We start from the raw sequence: 15,750 nt of genomic DNA on the forward strand, positions 1-15,750 counted from the left end.
CACGAGCCACACCTGCTCCGGAGCCCAGTTGCTGTCGACTCGTGCGCGTGACGCCTCGACCCCCGCCAGCGTCTTGGCCGCCGCCCGCGATCTGCGGTATCGATGAGGGCCTTGCTCGCCAACGATCGCAGCCTCGTCGGCCCCGACGGCGGCCTCCTCGCTTACCGCGTCGAGGGCCGCGGCCCCGCCCTGCTGCTGACCAACGGGATCACGACCTCCAACTTCTTCTGGTCCTACCTCCACCGCCGCTGGGCCCCGCGTCACACCGTGATCAACTGGGACCTCAAGGGCCACGGCCGCTCCGCCCCCGCGCGCAGCCCCGAGGCCGCCTCGATCGACGCCCTCGCCGACGACCTCCTGCGTGTCCTCGACGCCGCCGGCCAGCGCCGCGCCACCCTCGTCGGCTTCTCGATGGGCTGTCAGGTCAGCCTCGAGGCCTACCGCCGCGCCCCCGAGCGCGTCGCGGCGCTGGTGCTCCTGCTCGGCCCCGCCGGCCGCGTCTTCGACAACGCCCTCGGCCCGCTCGGCAAGCTGCTCCACCTCGGCATCGAGCACATGTCTCCGCGGGTCTTCAACCTCGGCCTGCGCGGCGTGCAGCGGGTGGTCGGCTCGCCGATCGCCTACCGCCTCGGCCGCAGCCTCCGCCTCGTCGGGCCCGCGGCCACCCGCGCCGACGTCCAGCGCTTCGTCGATCACTTCGTGCGAGACATCGACCCCGCGACCCTCGGCGCGATGGCCCTCGCTGCCCAGGCCCACTCCGCACACGACCTCCTGCCCCAGATCCGCGTGCCCACCCTGATCGTCGCCGGCGACAGCGACGTGTTCGCCCCCGGCGCCCGCGTCGGCGCCTTGATGCAGCGCCAGATCCCCGGCGCCGAGCTGCTGCGCCTGCCCTACGGCACCCACACCAGCCTGTTCGAGCACCACGCCGAGATCGGCGCCGCGATCGACGACTTCCTGGCCCGGCGCGTGCCCGAAGATCCCCAGCGTCGCAAGCCGTGACGCCGCTCCGGTACCTGACCTTCGGGACAGGTACCCCGGACCCGCGGGCCCTTCCCAGCCGCGCGCCGATCTGCCTATATGGCGGCATGCTCCGCCGCGCCCGCGCCCTCGCCCTCCGGCTCGCCGCCTGCAGCGGCGACACCAACACCAGCGACTCCGCGAGCAGCGGCGCCGGTACCGGCGGCAGCAGCGGCGGCGCTCCGACCACCGACAACCCGGGCACCACCACCGCCGGCCCGGGCACCACCGCCGAGCTCCCCACGACCGACCCCGGCACCACCGCCGCGACCGCGACCACCGGCGACGCCAGCACCGGCGAGCCCGCGATCGACTACACCCAACCCGGCCCGCACCCGGTCGGCAACGCCCGCTTCGTCGTCCCCAACGGCGATCGCGATCTGCTGGTCGAGCTGTGGTACCCCGCCGACGCCACCGCGGCCGACGCCGCCGCCGCGGGCCACCCGATCGCCGACTTCGTGCCCGCCGGCCCCGACCGCGACGCCTTCGACGGGCTGCTCGCCGCGCTCTCACCCGCAGGCAAGATCGGCACCCGCCTGCAGACCCGCTCCGCCCTCGACGCCAAGCCCGCGGCCGGCGGCCCGTGGCCGACCCTCGCCTTCTCGCACTGCTTCAACTGCGTCCGCTTCTCCACCTTCAGCGTCGCCGAGCGCCTCGCCTCGCACGGCTTCCTCATCGCCGCCCCCGACCACACCGGCGGCACCCTCTTCGACGACCTCAAGGGCGAGGGCGCCCCGATCGGCGAGGACTTCCTGAAGGTCCGCACCAGCGACATCTCCACCGTCCTCGACGCCGTCCTCGATCCCAACAGCACCCTCGTCCCGGCCCCGCTGCGCGGCCTCGCCGACCCCGCACACGTCGGCGTCTACGGCCACAGCTACGGCGCCGCCACCAGCGGCCGCGTCGCCCAGGACGACCCCCGCGTGCGCGCGGCCCTGCCGATCGCCGCCCCCGTCGAGAACCCGCTGTTCCCGGGCACCCACGTCGCCGACATCCACGTCCCGATGCTCGTGATCCTCGCCGAGGAGGACAACAGCATCGGCAAGCTCGGCAACAACCTCATCGAGCTCAACTTCGCCAACCAAAATCCACCCGCCCGCCTGGTCCGTGTCACCGACGCCGGCCACTGGGGCTTCACTGACATCTGCGGCCTGACCATGGGCTTCTCCGCCGGCTGCGGTGAGGGCCTGCGCCAGTCCGTCCCCGGCGAGCCCTTCACCTACCTCGACATCGAGATCGGTCGCGGCATCGCCAGCGCCTACACCCTCGCCTTCTTCGACCTCTACCTCCGCGACAACCAGGACGCCGCCGCCTACGTCGACGCCGCCGACCCGCCCGCCTTCGTCGCCGTCGAGACCCGCCTGTAGAGGGGGACCGCCGATGCTCCGCCCCTCCGCATCCACGCGCCGCTCGCTGGTCACGCTGCTGCTCCTCGGCAGCCTCGCCTGCGAGCCCCGAATCGAGCCCCAGGCCGCCGCCAGCGCCCCGCGCCAGGAGCCCGCGCCCGCGCCCGCACCCGCGCCCGCGCCCGCGCCCACCACCGATCTCGAGTACCTCGAGTTCATCCACACCCCACGCGGCACCCCGGCCACGAGCGTACCTGGCCCCGAGGCCAGGTTGCCGATGCTGGTCCTGATCCACGGCCTCGGCGATCGCCCGGAGAACTTCAAGCACCTCATCGACGACCTCCCCGTCACCGCCCGGATCATCGTCCCCCGCGGCCTCGATCCGGTCGACGACGACGGCTACTCATGGTTCCCGATCCGCGCCCGCAGCAGCGACGTCGCCGGCCTCTCGCGCGGCATCGCCGGCGCCGCCGACCGCGTCGCCGGCCTGCTCCGCGAGCTGCAGCGCACCCGCCCGACCACCCGCCGCGTCGTCACCGGCTTCTCGCAAGGCGGCATGCTGAGCTTCGCCCTCGCGGTCTACCACCCGAAGCTGCTCGACCTCGCCGTCCCGGTCGGCGGCTGGCTGCCGCCGCCGCTGTGGCCCTCGGCCCTGCCCGCAGACCCGCCGAAGATCGTCGCCCTGCACGGCGAGATCGACAACGCCGTCAAGCTCGCCCCGACCCGCGAGGCCATCGAGCACCTCGAGAAGCTCGGCTGGCCGGCCACCCTCAAGCCCTACCCCGAGGTCGGTCACGCCATCCCGCCCGTCGTCCGCCGCGAGCTGTACCTGCAGCTGCAACGCGGCCTGGAGCCCGCCCCATGAGCGACACCGTCAAGAAGCAGCGCAAGCTGCGGACCTACCCCGACCTCGAGCGCGCCGCCTTCATGCACCCGTGGGACATCAAGGCCACCGCGGCCCTGCACAAGGTCCCCGGCTTCGACCGCCTCATCGCCAAGGTGATGGAGTACGGCCTCGAGCGCGTGCTCTTCCTGCAGAACATCGCCGACAACGTCCGCGTGACCGACAAGATGTTCCCCCGCCTCCACCGCTACCTGCAGTGGAGCTGCAAGGTGCTCGCCGTCCCCGAGCCCGAGTTCTACATCTCCATGGACCCGGTCCCCAACGCCTACACCTACGGCCACACCCGCCCCTTCATCGTCATGACCTCCGGCCTCATCGAGCTGCTCGGCGAGGAGGAGCAGTTCTACGCCGTCGCCCACGAGGTCGGCCACATCAAGTGCGAGCACGTCCTCTACACCGCCGTGGCCATGAACATCGCGACCCTCGTCGAGATCCTCGGCCAGGCCACTCTCGGCCTCGGCTCGCTGCTCGGCAAGGGCCTCGAGCTGCCGCTCTACGACTGGTGGCGCAAGTCAGAGCTCTCGGCCGACCGCGCCGCCCTGCTCTGCGTGCAGGACCGCCAGGTCGCCATGCGCAGCTTCATGAAGCTCGCCGGCGGCGCCAACAAGCTGTTCCACGAGATGGACGAGGGCGAGTTCATGCGCCAGATCCGGGCCTACGAGGAGGCCGACGAGTCCAACCTCAACAAGATCTACAAGTTCTTCATCACCGCCTTCCGCACCCACCCCTTCCCGATCATGCGGGCCAAGCACCTCGACGAGTGGATCACCAGCGGCGAGTTCTACCGCATCTCCGGCCTCGACCCGAACGACGCGTGAAGGCTCAGGGAGCTGGCCCCGGCTCCGGCTCGGGCTCGGGCGCGGGCCACCACTCCGCCAGGTCGATCTCCACCGCCTCGAAGGGCTCGGCCCGCACGCGGTCACTGTCGCTATATACACCGAGCTCGAGCCAGTGCCCCTCGTGCAAGCGACTCACCGTCAGCGTGCGCGCGTCGGGATCGATGTACCAGAGGTGCTGCACGCCGACCTCCGCGTAGAACCGGCGCTTGATCGTCAGATCGTAGGTGCGGTTGCTCGGCGAGAGCACCTCGCAGATCCAGTCCGGCACGATGCGAATGCGACCCTTCGGACCGCCCGGCATCCGGGCCCGCCGCCAGCCCGCGACATCCGGCGAAAACTCCGCCGCACGCGGCAATTCGATGCCGGGTTCGACGACGATCCACCATCCGCCCGGGCCTCCGCGTCCACGCTGAAACGGCACGTGCAGGTCCGCGAAGGCCATCCCTTCGATCGACGAGTGTTCGCCGCGCGGGCGCGGCTGAGTGTGCAGGACACCATCGACGATCTCCCCCTTCACATGCTCGGGGAGCGCCGCCAGGTCGGCCTGCGTGGCTGGACGGAAGGTCGCGTGGTCCATCAGCGCGGACCCTAGCACGCATGCAACACGCCAGGTAGCGGCTCAGCCGCGGCGCTTGCGATACCTCGCCGGCAGCGCCGCGAACACGTGCGGCGCGCTCGACTCGATCAGCTGCATGCACACCCGATTCGCGTATGCCCGTGTCGAGTCCGCCGGCCCCGGGAAGGGCTCGAGGAAGGGCAGCACGCGGTCCGCGAATTGCTCCGCGCTCCAGCGGTGCCACTGTCCGAGCTTGGTCCCGCCGGCCTCGCCGTCCTCGCGTCGAGCCACGAACGCGAGCTGGTGCTCCGAGTTCAGCTGCAGCAGCCAGCTCTCGATGTCGCGCTCGAAGCTCGCGCTCTGGGCCTGCGACGGGGAGATGTCGCGCAGGTCACCAAAGCCCTCCTCGTCGAGGTCGTCGTCATCGTCGTCCCCCTCGCCTGGGTACGCCTGGGTGATGTGAAAGTTGATCCACTGATCACCATTGCCCGCGTACAGCAGCGGGCCCTCCCAGGTCACGCTGCCGCGAAACGGCGCCGGGATGGCCCGCTTGACCGCCGCCCGGGCGCGCACGGGCACCGGCTTCACGAAGCAGACGAGGATCTCGCCCCACTCGAAGTACGAAGCTTCCCCCTCGCCCAGAAACGGAAACAGAAAGCTCTGCCCGCGCTTCACGGCGGCCTTCTTCGCGGTCTTCTTCGCAGGCTTCTTCGCCGTCTTCCTCGCCGTCTTCTTCGCCGCCATCCACCGATGGCAGCAGACGCAACCGGGCCGCGTCAACCCCCGGGACGGCGGCGCCAGAAGATGCGCTGGGCCCACGCCGAGGCCGCGATCCGCAGGTCATCGAAGTACGTGTACGAGACCGGCACGACCACCAGCGTCAAGATCGTCGCCGTCGTCATCCCGCCGACCAGCGTCTTGCCGAAAGGCCCGTAGTTGAGCCCCTCGCCGGTCGGCGTCGAGAAGGCCAGCGGCAGCATCCCGCCGACAGTCGTCAGCGCCGTCATCATGATCGGCCGGAAGCGCTGCATCCCCGCCTGCACGATCGCCTCGTCGCGCGACAGCCCGGCCCGCCGCGCCCCGTTGATGAAGTCGACCAGCACGATGCCGTTGTTCACGACCACCCCGAGCAGCAGCAAGATCCCGATCACCGCCAGCGAGTCGATCGGCGAGCCCGTGAACATCAGGAACCACCACACCCCGATGAACGACAGCGGTATCGACGGCAGCACGCTGAGCGGCAGCACGAAGGACTCGAAAAGGAAGCCCATCAGCAGGAAGATGAAGATCGTCGACAGCGCCGCCGCGCCGATAAGGTCCGTCATCAGGTCGTTGGCCTCGCGGGCGTTGCGGTCGGCGTCGAAGCTCAGCCCGCTCGGCAGCTCGTAGCGCTTCAGGAACGCCCGCAGCGCCTCCTCCGTGGCCAGCCGGTCCTCCTTGGCCAGCTCCAAGCGGATCAGCGCCGCGACCCGCTTGTCGTTGCGGACCAGCGCCGACTCGCCGCGCCGCAGGCCCGTCTCGGTCAGCACGTTGATCGGCACCACCTTGCCCTTGTCGCTCAGCACCTTGAACTCGAGCAGCTGCGACAGCTGCTCGCGGTCGTCCTTGCGGTACCGGATCCGCACGTTGATCTCGCGGTCCTCGCCCGGGCTCTGGAAGCGCGGCAGCAACTGCCCGCGGATCGCATACGCCACCGTGTTGGCGACCGTCCCGGCCGACACCGCGAAGCGCTCGCTCATCGTCCGGTCGACCGCCAGCGTCAGCTCCTCGCGGCGCAGCGAGTCGGCCCCCCGGCTCGAGATCCCGAGCACCCCCGGCTGGGCCAGCAGCGCCTGCTCGAGCGCCTCCTTCGCGTCCTGCACCGACTGGTGGTCGTCGCCGTAGAGCGTGATCGCGAAGGCCTCGTCCTCGGTCCCGTCCGAGCCGCCGAAGCGCGCCTCCTTCACCCAGCCTGGTCGGCTCGGCATCAGGTCGTAGACCGCCTGGCGCACCTCCGGGAACGGCCGCTCGCCCGCCGCCTGCTTCTCGAAGAACACCTGCACCTGCGCCAGCGAGCCGTCGAAGCCGATGTACTGCCCGGCGATGCGATACTCATCCTTGTGCTCGGCGAGCGTCGCCTCGACCTCGCGGAAGAACTTGCCCGCCTCCTCCTTGCTGATATCGCCAGGCATTGAGTAATAGGCGAAGAAGTTGCGGGTGCCCATGTTCTCGCCGCCCGAGAACGGCACCCGCATCATCGGCCCCGCGATCGTCAGCACGAACATCAGCAGCGAGGGCACCACCACGTCCATGCGCCGACGCAGGCTGACCCGCAGCACGCGCCCGTACAGGCGGTTGATCCGGCCCATCGTCGCCTCGTACACCAGCGTCGTCCAGCGCTTCCACGCCTGGTCGACCGCCAGCACCGGCGCGAGCCAGCGGCGCGAGCGCAGCAGCGGCGTCGCGTCGCGGAAGGCCACCGCGCTGGCGATCGGCACCAGCGCCAGCGCCACGAACAGGCTCGCCAGCAGCGACACGCACACCGGCGTGACCATCCGGATCATGAAGAACTGCGTCACCCCCGACGACAGCAGCGCCGCCGGGGCGAACACGATCATCGTCGTCAGCGTCGCCAGCGTGATCGGCAGGGCCACCTCGCTGGCCCCGTGCAGCGCCGCCGCGTAGGGCCCCATCCCGCGCCCGCGGTAGTGCTCGATGTTCTCCGCGACCACCACCGAGTTGTCGACCACCAGCCCGACGCAGATCATCAGGCCGAGCAGCGAGATCAGGTTGATCGACTGCCCGAGGAAGTACATCGCCGGCAGCGCGAGGAAGATCGACAGCGGGATCGAGGCCGCGATCAGCACCGTCAGCCGCACCCGGCGCAGGAAGAACAGCAGCACGAAGATCGCCAGCACCCCGCCCTGCAGGCCCGAGCTGGTCACCTGGTCGAGGCTGAAGCGGATCGCGTCGCCCTGCATGAAGATATCTTCGATCAGGAAGCCCGCCATCGCCGGGGCCTTGCGCGCCTCGTCGACCGCCGCACGGATGCGATCGCAAACCTCCACCGTGTTGGCCTGCGACTCCTTGAGCACGAACAGCACCATCGACGGGCGCCCGTTGTAGCGGTCGACACGCTCGGTCTCCGGATAGTCGTAGACCACCTGGGCGATGTCCTTGAGCCGCAGGTTCTTGGTCCCGACGATCGTGTCCTCGAGCTGCGCGACCGTCTGGTAGGTCGCCAGCGAGCGGATCACGTACTTGCCCTCGGGGTCGCGAATATCGCCGCTGGCGAGGTTGAAGTTGGCCTTCGTCAGCGTCTGCGCCAGCTGGAAGATGTTGACCCCCGCGGCCTCGGCCAGCGGCCGGTTGAGCTCGATGCGGATCTCGCGGTCCTCCTGGCCCCACACGTTGACCACGCCGACGCCGTCGATCCGCTCGATGGCGCGGACCAGGTGCTTCTGCAAACGATCACGCGGCAGCTCGACCCGGTCGTCCCAGCTGATGCCATAGAACGCCACCGGCAGGCTCGCCCCGCTCTGCTTGTTGATCCGCACCCGCTCCACGTCGCTCGGCAGGTCGGCCCGCGCCCGCGCGACCCGATCACGGACCTCGCGGTAGGCGATGTTCATGTCGGTGTCGCCCTCGAACACCAGCGACAGGCTCGCCCGGTCCGCCCGCGAGGTCGCGCTCAGCTCGGCGAGCTTGGGCGTCGTCGAGAGCGCCTGCTCGAGCGGCCGGGTGATCCGGTCCTCGATGTCCTGCGCCGTCGCGTTCGCGTAGGGCACCTCGACCTGCATGAACGGCGGCGAGAACCCGGCCGGGATCAGCTCGATCGGGATGTTCACCAGCGCGACGATCCCGATCACCACGAAGCTCAGCAGCACCATCAACATCGTCACCGGTCGCACCAGCGAGAGGTGAACCAGGCTGGTGTCGCGGAGCTTGTCGGTCGACATGCGGGCCTCCAGGGTCAGGACTTCGGCTCAGGATCGAGGCTCGGCGCTGGCTCGCCCGCAATCTCGGGCGCCGTCTCCGGCTTCACCAGTGACGCCTCGGGCGCGAGCTGCTCGGGCGTCACCGCGGCCGCCTCGCGCGCCAGCGCCAGATCGCGCGGCTCGGCCACCGCGCCGCCGAACAACCGATCGACACCCGCGTACAGCGTCGGGATCACGACCAGCGTCAGCAGCGTCGAGAAGCCGAGGCCCGCGATCACCGTGATCGCCATCGGCGTGCGCAGCTCGGCCCCGTCGCCGAGCCCCAGCGCCATCGGGATGAGCCCCAGCACCGTCGTCAGCGTCGTCATCAAGATCGGCCGCAGACGCACCTGCCCGGCCAGCGCCAGCGCCTCATCCGTGCTGTGCCCGCGCTCCTTGAGCTGGCCCGCGTAGTCGACCAGCACGATCGCGTTGTTGACCACGATCCCCGCCAGCAAGATCGCCCCGAGGAACACCAGCACGCTGACCGGCAGCCCGAGCAGCAGCAGCGCCCACACCACCCCGATCGCCGCCAGCGGGATCGTCACCAGGATGATCAGCGGGTAGAGCAGGCTCTCGAACTGCGAGGCCATGATCACGTACACCAAAAAAATCGACAGCCCGAGCGCCAGGTACAGCGAGCGCGACGAGGTCTCCCACTCCGCGCTCTGCCCCGTCACCGCCAGGGTCACCCCCGCCGGCAGCTCCAGGCGCCCGAGGCTCAGGTCGATCTTCTCGACCACGCTGCCGAGGCCCGCGCCCTCGAGGTTCGCGGTCACGAGGCCGACGCGCTGTTGGCCGATGCGCCGGATCTCGTTCGGCCCGCGCCCGAGCGTCAGCTCGGCCACCGCCGACAGCGGCACCGGCCGCGTCTGCCCCGGATTCACCACCAGCCCGCGCAGCGCCTCGATGTCCGCCGTCTCGATGTCCTTGAGCCGCACCCGCACCGGGATCTTGCGGTCCTTGCGGTTGTACTTGGTCGCCTCGAAGCCCTGCACCTTGTTGCGCACCAGCTCGGCCACCGTGCGGATGTCGAGGTTGTAGCGGGCCAGCGCGTCGCGGTTGTAGACGATCTGCACCTCCGGGCTGCCCGGCAGGATCGACGCCTTCACGTCGCGCAGCCCCGAGATCGTCGTCAGCGCCTCACGCACCGCCTCGGTCGCCGCCCCCAGCTCGGCCAGCTCGTAGCCGCGGATCTCGACCTCGATCGGCCGCGTGAACGAGAACAGCGCCGGCCGGGTCACGTTGACCACCGCGTCCGGGATCCGCTCCACAAGTGGACGCACCGCCGCCAGCGCCTCGCGTTCGGCCGTCGCCGGGTCGGTCGGGAGCGCCGGCTTGCCGATCGCCGGCCTGTCCTTCGGGACAGCCCCATCCGCGCCCGCAGCCGCGAGCGCCGGGTCGCCCGCGGGCGCGAGCGCCGGGTCATCGGTCCGGCTGCGCTGCGAGGTCAGGGCCACGCGCAGCCGCGTCGTGTGCTCGCCGCGCTCGCCCGACTCGCTGCTGTCGCGCTCGCTGCCGATGGTCGTGATGAGCCCGCGCAGCCGCGGGATCGCGGCCAGCAGCGACTGCTCGACCGGCAGCATCGTCTCCGCCGTCGCCACCAGCGGCGTCCCGACAGGCAGGCTCAGCTCGACCGTGAACTCGCCCTGATGCAGCTCCGGGATCAGCTCGCTGTCGAGCTGCGGCGCCGCCCACACCGTGGCCGCCCCGCCCGCGAGCACCAGCCCGTACACCACCACCCGGTTGCGCAAGCTCCACCGGATCAGCCGCGGATACCCGGCCTCGAGCACCCGCATGAGCGCGTCGAACAGCCACAGCACCGGCTTGATCACCCAGCCGAGCACCCACCCCGCCGCGCCGACGATCGTCACCCCCAGCGCCGCCACCACGATGAAGATCGCCGCCAGCAGCTTGCCCACCAGCTCGAAGACCAGGTGCAGCGCGAAGCGCAGCAGCAGGTACACGATCGGCAGCAGCGTGACCCACCACCAGCGCGGGCGCCGGATCGCCGCCCACAGCTCGCGCAGCGACTCCCAGCGCACCATCATCCCACCGAGCGCGCGCAGCAGCCGGACCTGCGGCGCCGGCCCGCTGCCGAGCCCCGGCCCGCCGATGAAGCCGCGCGAGGCCAGCATCGGGATCAGGAACAGCGCCACCGCCAGCGAGGCCAGCAGGCTAAACACCACCGTCAGGCCGAGGTCGCCGAACATCTGCCCGGCGATGCCCTCGACGAACACCATCGGGAAGAACACCGCCACCGTCGTCAGCGTCGACGAGATCACCGCGCTGCCGACCTCCGAGGTCCCGCGCACGGTCGCCGTGATGTAGTCGTCGCCCTCCTCCTTGCAGCGGTGGATCGACTCCAGCACCACGATCGAGTTGTCGACCAGCATGCCGATGCCGAGCGCCAGCCCGCCCAAGCTCATGATGTTGAGCGAGACCCCCGCCATGTTCAGCGGCGCGAAGGTCACGAGAACCGAGATCGGGATCGAGATCGCCACGATCAGCGTCGACTTGATGTCGCGCAGGAACAGAAACAGGATGACGATCGCCAGCATGCCGCCCGAGATCGCGGTGTCGCGGACCTCGTCGATGCTCGACTCGATGAACAGCGAGCGGTCGGTCAGGACCGCGATGTCGGCCCCGTACTCGCCCTGCAGCCGCGGCCGCACCGCGCTCACCGTCGCCGCCGTGACCCGCCGCGCCATGTCGACGATGTTCGCGTCGGCCTCCTTGTAGACCTCGACCTCGACCGCCTCGCGCCCGTCCACCCGGGTGATCACGTCGCGGTCCTTGAAGCCCGCGTCGACCTCCGCGATGTCCTTGAGCTTCACGTCGCGGCCCTCGCGCGACACGATCACCAGCTCGCGGATGTCCGCCAAATCGCGAAATTCATTGACCGTGCGCACCAGGTAGCGGGTCCGTCCGTCGCGCATGCTGCCGCCGGCCAGGTTGATGTTCTCGGCCTGCAGCCGCTTGATCACCGTGTCGACGCCGATGTTCGTGCGCCGCAGCTGCTCCTCGAGCAGGCGCACCTGGATCTCCTCCTCGAGCCCGCCCTTGACCTTGACCGCCGCCACGCCCTCGATCGGCTCGAGCAGGCGCCGCACGTCGCGGTCGGCGATCCTTCGCAGGTACTTGAGCCCGCCGATGCCCGCGAACGCGTCGCCCGTGCCGCTCAGGCTCAGCGTCAGCACCGGGTCGAGGGTCGGGTCGTAGCGCAGGATCAGCGGCTGCTTCACCTCGGTAGGCAGCACCGGCTTGATCGCGTCGAGCTTCTCCAGGACATCCTGGTTGGCCTCGTCCATGTCCGTGTCCCACGCGAACTCGAGGATCACGTCGCTGTAGCCCCCGCGCGACGCGCTCGAGATCTTGGTGAGGCCCGTGACCACCCCGAGGATCTCCTCCATCGGCCGGGACACGTTGTTCTCGACCTCCGCCGGGGCCGCCCCAGGGTACTCGGTGCGGACCGTCAAGCGCGGGTAGCTGATGTCCGGCATCAGGTTCAGCGGCAACAGTCGGATGCTGAACGCCCCGAACACGATCACCGCGAAGAACACCATCAGCACCGCGACCGGGCGCGTCACCGTGAAGCGGAAGCGCTCCATCGACCGCGTGCGCGCGGCCCAGGCCAGGCGCTCCGACTCGTTCTCCGCCGGACGCAGCGCGGTCGGGTTCGTCATCACTCCGCCTTCTTGGCCGGCACGTCTGCAGCGATGGCCGGCACCGCGTCGATCGGCTTGCCCTGCGCGTCGACGCGGACCACCTTCGCCCCGTCCTTCAAGCCGGTCTGGCCGGCCAGGATCACCGGCTCACCCGCGCCCAGACCCTTGACGATCTCGATGCGCTCCGGGTCGTTGAGGCCGGTCTCGACCCGCACCCGCTTCGCCGTGAAGCCCGCGCTCGCGTCGCCCACCAGCGTGAACAGGTAGGTCTGCTCCTCGTCGCGGACCACCGCCGCCTTCGGCACCAGCAGCACGTCGCTGCGGCTGTCGGTCGTCAACGTGACCTCCGCGTACATCCCCGGCAAGAACGCCGAGGCCCCGGCCGCGGCCCCGGCTGACGCTGGCATCGACACCGTCACCTTCACCGTGCCCGTGCTCGCGTCGATCGTCGGCGCGATGCGCAGGACCTTGCCCTCGCCGCGGCGCCCGCGGGCCGCCTTGCCGACAACCTCGGCCGCCTGCCCGACCTGGATGCGGTCGAGCTGCTTCTCCGGCACGAACACCCGCGCCACCAGCGTGTCGAAGTCGACGATCGTCAGCAGCTCCGCCCCGTTGTTCACGAAGGCCCCCTCGGTCACCTTGCGCTGCGTGATCGTCCCGTCGAACGGCGCCGTCACCTTGGTGTTGCGCATCTCGCGAGAGCGGTCGCTGAGGTCCAGCTGGGCCACCTCGAGCGCGTTGCGGGCCTTGAGGTACTCCTCCTGGCCGATCACCTTCTCGTTGTACAGCCGCTCCGCCCGGTCGAAGTCGACGCGGGCCTTCTCCAGCGAGGTGTTGGCCCGGACCAGCGAGTTGGCCTGCGCGTCGTAGCGGATCCGGGCCAGGAGCTGCCCCTTCTTGACCTGATCGCCCTCCTCCACCGTGAGGTCGACCAGGCGGCCCGTCGACTCGGCGTGGACCGTCACCTGCCGCTCGGCCTCGATCGTGCTCGCCGTCGAGATCGTCGACACGATCGACCCGCGCTCCACCACCCCGACCACCACCGGCGTCGGCTGCTCCTTCGCCGCCTCCCCGTCCTTGTCCGCCTTCCCGTCACGCGCCGCCCGGGCGTCGCAGCCGGCCCCCGCGAGTGCCAGCAACAGGGCACCCGCACGCGGCAGCCCCGGACGAACACACCGAACAACACGCACGCACAGCAGCGCGGCGCACACGACAACAATCACGAGGAGGACGGGCATGGGCAAGGGGCGCGGCCGACCAGCGCCGGGGGTGCATAGCACGGAATGTCGAACCCGGATCGGGCCTGGTGCCCTCAACTCACGCCGCGAACCCCGGCCGTGACACACACGCGGCGAGGGGTCTTGGACACCCGCTCGCGGCCACCGGTTTCACCCGCCGCGCGCCGCCAGCAACAGCTCCGCCAGCTCGATGAACCCATCGGCCTCACCGCCTGTGGTCACGGCCCGCGGCGGGCTCGGAAAATAGGCCAGCTGCGCCAGCACGTCGGCCGTGCCGACCGTCAGCCCGAAGCGCCCGGCGGTGAACAGCCCCGCGTCGTTCGGCGCGTCGCCGATCGTCACCACCTGCTCCGGATCGACCCCCCGCTTGTGCAGCAGCTGCAACAACGCGAGCCCCTTGTCGGGCACCGCCTCGGCCAGGTGCACGTGAACGTTCGACCAGACCAGGTGCACCCCGAGCGCCTCCGCGTGCCCGCGAAGGCGCAACAACTCCGCCTCGTCGCGACCCTCGCGCTCGAACGCGACATCACCGAGCCGGCAATAGTCGTCGCCCGTGACGCGCAGCCCGGCCGCGAATTCCAGGTTCATCCGCTCGCCCGCCGCGCGCAGCCGGGCCCGGTCCGTCGCACGCCCGAGCCAGCGCGGCGCGTGGTCCGGCACGATCTCCAACAATCCGTTCTCCGCGAGTCCGCGGGTGACGCCCGGCACGTAGCGCACCAGCCCCTGCACCTCACCCGCCGGCCGACCCGACACTGGCAACACCACCACCCCCGCCGCCGTCAGCCGCCGGATCGCCGCCAACACCGCCGGGTCGAGCTTGCCGCCCCGCGTCAGCGTGCCGTCGACGTCGGTCGCCACGAGGCTCACGCGTCCGAGGTCCTCGCTGGCAGCGACGCGCGAAATTGGGGCAGGGACGCGAGAATCAGTGCTCATGGGGCGCATTCGCAGAATTGTGACGGGCGCGCTTGCTCGACCGGCGCGGCCTCGTGATAGTGTCCGAGGTACCCCCTCGACATGGCCGTTGTACTTCAGCCCGGCGACGTTTACGCGGGCAACATCAAGATCCTCAGCGTGCTGGGGGCCGGCGCGTTCGCCAGCGTATACAAGGTCGACGTCCGCGGTTACGACCACCCGCTGGCGCTCAAGCTCACGCGCGAGCCCGTCACCACCAGCGACGCCGCCCAGCGGGCCCTGCGAGAGATCACGATCCTCCGCTCGCTGACCAACCCCCACGTGGTCCGCACCTTCGACTGCGGCCTGCGCCCCGACGGCCACGTGTACATGTTGATGGACTACCTCGAGGGCACCACCCTCAACACCTGGCACTCCTTCGACGAGCCGCTCCACCCCGCCCAGGCCGTCACCATCGTCCACCAGGCCTGCCTCGGCCTCGCCGAGCCGCACGCCCAGGGCATCGTCCACCGCGACGTCAAGCCCGAGAACATCTTCGTCCAGGACAACGGCCAGATCAAAGTCCTCGACTTCGGCCTCGCCCGCTCGTGGGACGGCTCGCCCGTCATCGGCGCCAACGCGACCCAGATCCACATGGTCGTCGGCACGCCCCACTACAGCCAGCCCGAGCAGCTCAAGACCCGCGTCCTCACCCCCGCCAGCGACGTCTACTCGCTTGCGACCATCCTTTATGAACTCCTCTCCGCCCACTCGCCCTTCCACCCGGATCGCCCGCTCAACGCCGTCCGCGAGGAGTACCGCGAGAAGCCCGTCCGCTGGCTGCACGCGCACGCCAACATGCCGGTCATCCCGATCGACTCCATCCCTGGCTGCGAGCACCTGCCCACCGCCCTCGTCGACGGCATGATGAGCGCCCTCGACAAGGAGCCCGAGGTCCGCCCGCAGGACGCCAGCGCCTTCGCCAACATCCTCGGCGAGGTCCTGCACCGCGACCTCGGCATCCCGGTCGCCGCCACCCTCAAGCTGCGCTGGCCCGAGGGCGGCGTCGAGGAGCGCCTGTTCCTGCCCGGCAGCTACCGCATCGGCAGCGGCGAGCGCTGCGAGATCATGCTCCCCGATCACCACACCACCCAGATCCGCCGCGTCCACGCCGTGCTCGAGTGGAGCGGGATCCCAAACCAGCCCTACCTGCGCCCGATCATCGGCGACGGCTCCGTCAAGATCGGGGACACCCCGATCCGCAAGCCCGCCGAGCTGGCCCACGGCGAGAGCTTCTGGGTCGGCCCTTACGAGCTCTCGCTCGTCATGTGA

The 15,750-nt window shown here is 70.4% G+C and carries 11 protein-coding genes; 5 read left to right on the forward strand and 6 right to left on the reverse strand.

The annotated features are described in order from the left end of the window. The first annotated feature begins 102 nt into the window (after positions 1 to 102). Genes IPJ59_RS11540 through IPJ59_RS11555 form a run of 4 tightly spaced genes read left to right on the forward strand, consistent with a single transcriptional unit; the run spans position 103 to position 4,088 of the window. The gene (locus IPJ59_RS11540) at positions 103 to 1,002 is read left to right on the forward strand and encodes an alpha/beta fold hydrolase (RefSeq protein ID WP_293256067.1); all 900 of its coding nucleotides are present in this window, start codon (positions 103 to 105) and stop codon (positions 1,000 to 1,002) included. Next, on the forward strand, positions 999 to 2,387 hold the full coding sequence (locus IPJ59_RS11545) for an alpha/beta hydrolase family protein (RefSeq protein WP_293271530.1): 1,389 nt from the start codon (positions 999 to 1,001) through the stop codon (positions 2,385 to 2,387). The genes IPJ59_RS11540 and IPJ59_RS11545 overlap by 4 nt, the downstream gene beginning before the upstream one ends. Before the next feature lie 13 nt (positions 2,388 to 2,400). Then, the gene (locus IPJ59_RS11550) at positions 2,401 to 3,231 is read left to right on the forward strand and encodes an alpha/beta hydrolase (protein ID WP_293271532.1); all 831 of its coding nucleotides are present in this window, start codon (positions 2,401 to 2,403) and stop codon (positions 3,229 to 3,231) included. Continuing rightward, the gene (locus IPJ59_RS11555; RefSeq protein WP_293271534.1) at positions 3,228 to 4,088 is read left to right on the forward strand and encodes a M48 family metallopeptidase; all 861 of its coding nucleotides are present in this window, start codon (positions 3,228 to 3,230) and stop codon (positions 4,086 to 4,088) included. The genes IPJ59_RS11550 and IPJ59_RS11555 overlap by 4 nt, the downstream gene beginning before the upstream one ends. 4 nt (positions 4,089 to 4,092) lie before the next feature. Here the strand turns inward: IPJ59_RS11555 and IPJ59_RS11560 are convergent, their stop codons facing one another. The 6 genes from IPJ59_RS11560 to IPJ59_RS11585 all read right to left on the reverse strand — a co-directional run bounded on the left by IPJ59_RS11560 (position 4,093) and on the right by IPJ59_RS11585 (position 14,460). Beyond that, positions 4,093 to 4,686 carry a Uma2 family endonuclease gene (locus IPJ59_RS11560; protein ID WP_293271536.1) on the reverse strand — a complete coding sequence of 198 codons (594 nt, stop codon included), beginning with the start codon at positions 4,684 to 4,686 and terminating at the stop codon, positions 4,093 to 4,095. A 42-nt stretch (positions 4,687 to 4,728) separates the two neighbouring features. Continuing rightward, positions 4,729 to 5,409, reverse strand: a complete 681-nt coding sequence (locus IPJ59_RS11565; protein WP_293271539.1) for a hypothetical protein — start codon at positions 5,407 to 5,409, stop codon at positions 4,729 to 4,731. A gap of 32 nt (positions 5,410 to 5,441) precedes the next feature. Then, positions 5,442 to 8,603, reverse strand: coding sequence for an efflux RND transporter permease subunit (locus IPJ59_RS11570; RefSeq protein ID WP_293271541.1), 3,162 nt, complete (start codon positions 8,601 to 8,603; stop codon positions 5,442 to 5,444). 14 nt (positions 8,604 to 8,617) lie between these two features. Continuing rightward, a complete protein-coding gene (locus IPJ59_RS11575; RefSeq protein ID WP_293271543.1) occupies positions 8,618 to 12,307 on the reverse strand; it encodes an efflux RND transporter permease subunit in 3,690 nt (1,229 codons plus the stop codon). Continuing rightward, a complete protein-coding gene (locus IPJ59_RS11580; RefSeq protein WP_293271544.1) occupies positions 12,307 to 13,527 on the reverse strand; it encodes an efflux RND transporter periplasmic adaptor subunit in 1,221 nt (406 codons plus the stop codon). Before IPJ59_RS11580 ends, IPJ59_RS11575 begins: the two co-directional genes overlap by 1 nt. A gap of 150 nt (positions 13,528 to 13,677) precedes the next feature. Continuing rightward, positions 13,678 to 14,460, reverse strand: a complete 783-nt coding sequence (locus IPJ59_RS11585) for an HAD family hydrolase (RefSeq protein WP_293271546.1) — start codon at positions 14,458 to 14,460, stop codon at positions 13,678 to 13,680. Between the two features lie 81 nt (positions 14,461 to 14,541). Here IPJ59_RS11585 and IPJ59_RS11590 point away from each other — a divergent pair, with 81 nt between their 5' ends. After that, complete coding sequence (locus IPJ59_RS11590; RefSeq protein ID WP_293271548.1) at positions 14,542 to 15,750, forward strand: FHA domain-containing serine/threonine-protein kinase; 1,209 nt, start codon at positions 14,542 to 14,544, stop codon at positions 15,748 to 15,750.

Source organism: Nannocystis sp. (genome assembly GCF_016714285.1).
In the GTDB taxonomy this organism is placed as follows: Bacteria; Myxococcota_A; Polyangia; order Nannocystales; family Nannocystaceae; genus Nannocystis.

Coding starts and splice junctions, on each gene's coding strand:
- IPJ59_RS11550 (WP_293271532.1), top strand. CDS start 2,401: ATGCTCCGCCCCTCCGCATCCACGCGCCGCTCGCTGGTCACGCTGCTG.
- IPJ59_RS11565 (WP_293271539.1), bottom strand. CDS start 5,409: ATGGCGGCGAAGAAGACGGCGAGGAAGACGGCGAAGAAGCCTGCGAAG.
- IPJ59_RS11560 (WP_293271536.1), bottom strand. CDS start 4,686: ATGGACCACGCGACCTTCCGTCCAGCCACGCAGGCCGACCTGGCGGCG.
- IPJ59_RS11555 (WP_293271534.1), top strand. CDS start 3,228: ATGAGCGACACCGTCAAGAAGCAGCGCAAGCTGCGGACCTACCCCGAC.
- IPJ59_RS11575 (WP_293271543.1), bottom strand. CDS start 12,307: ATGACGAACCCGACCGCGCTGCGTCCGGCGGAGAACGAGTCGGAGCGC.
- IPJ59_RS11570 (WP_293271541.1), bottom strand. CDS start 8,603: ATGTCGACCGACAAGCTCCGCGACACCAGCCTGGTTCACCTCTCGCTG.
- IPJ59_RS11585 (WP_293271546.1), bottom strand. CDS start 14,460: ATGAGCACTGATTCTCGCGTCCCTGCCCCAATTTCGCGCGTCGCTGCC.
- IPJ59_RS11540 (WP_293256067.1), top strand. CDS start 103: ATGAGGGCCTTGCTCGCCAACGATCGCAGCCTCGTCGGCCCCGACGGC.
- IPJ59_RS11590 (WP_293271548.1), top strand. CDS start 14,542: ATGGCCGTTGTACTTCAGCCCGGCGACGTTTACGCGGGCAACATCAAG.
- IPJ59_RS11580 (WP_293271544.1), bottom strand. CDS start 13,527: ATGCCCGTCCTCCTCGTGATTGTTGTCGTGTGCGCCGCGCTGCTGTGC.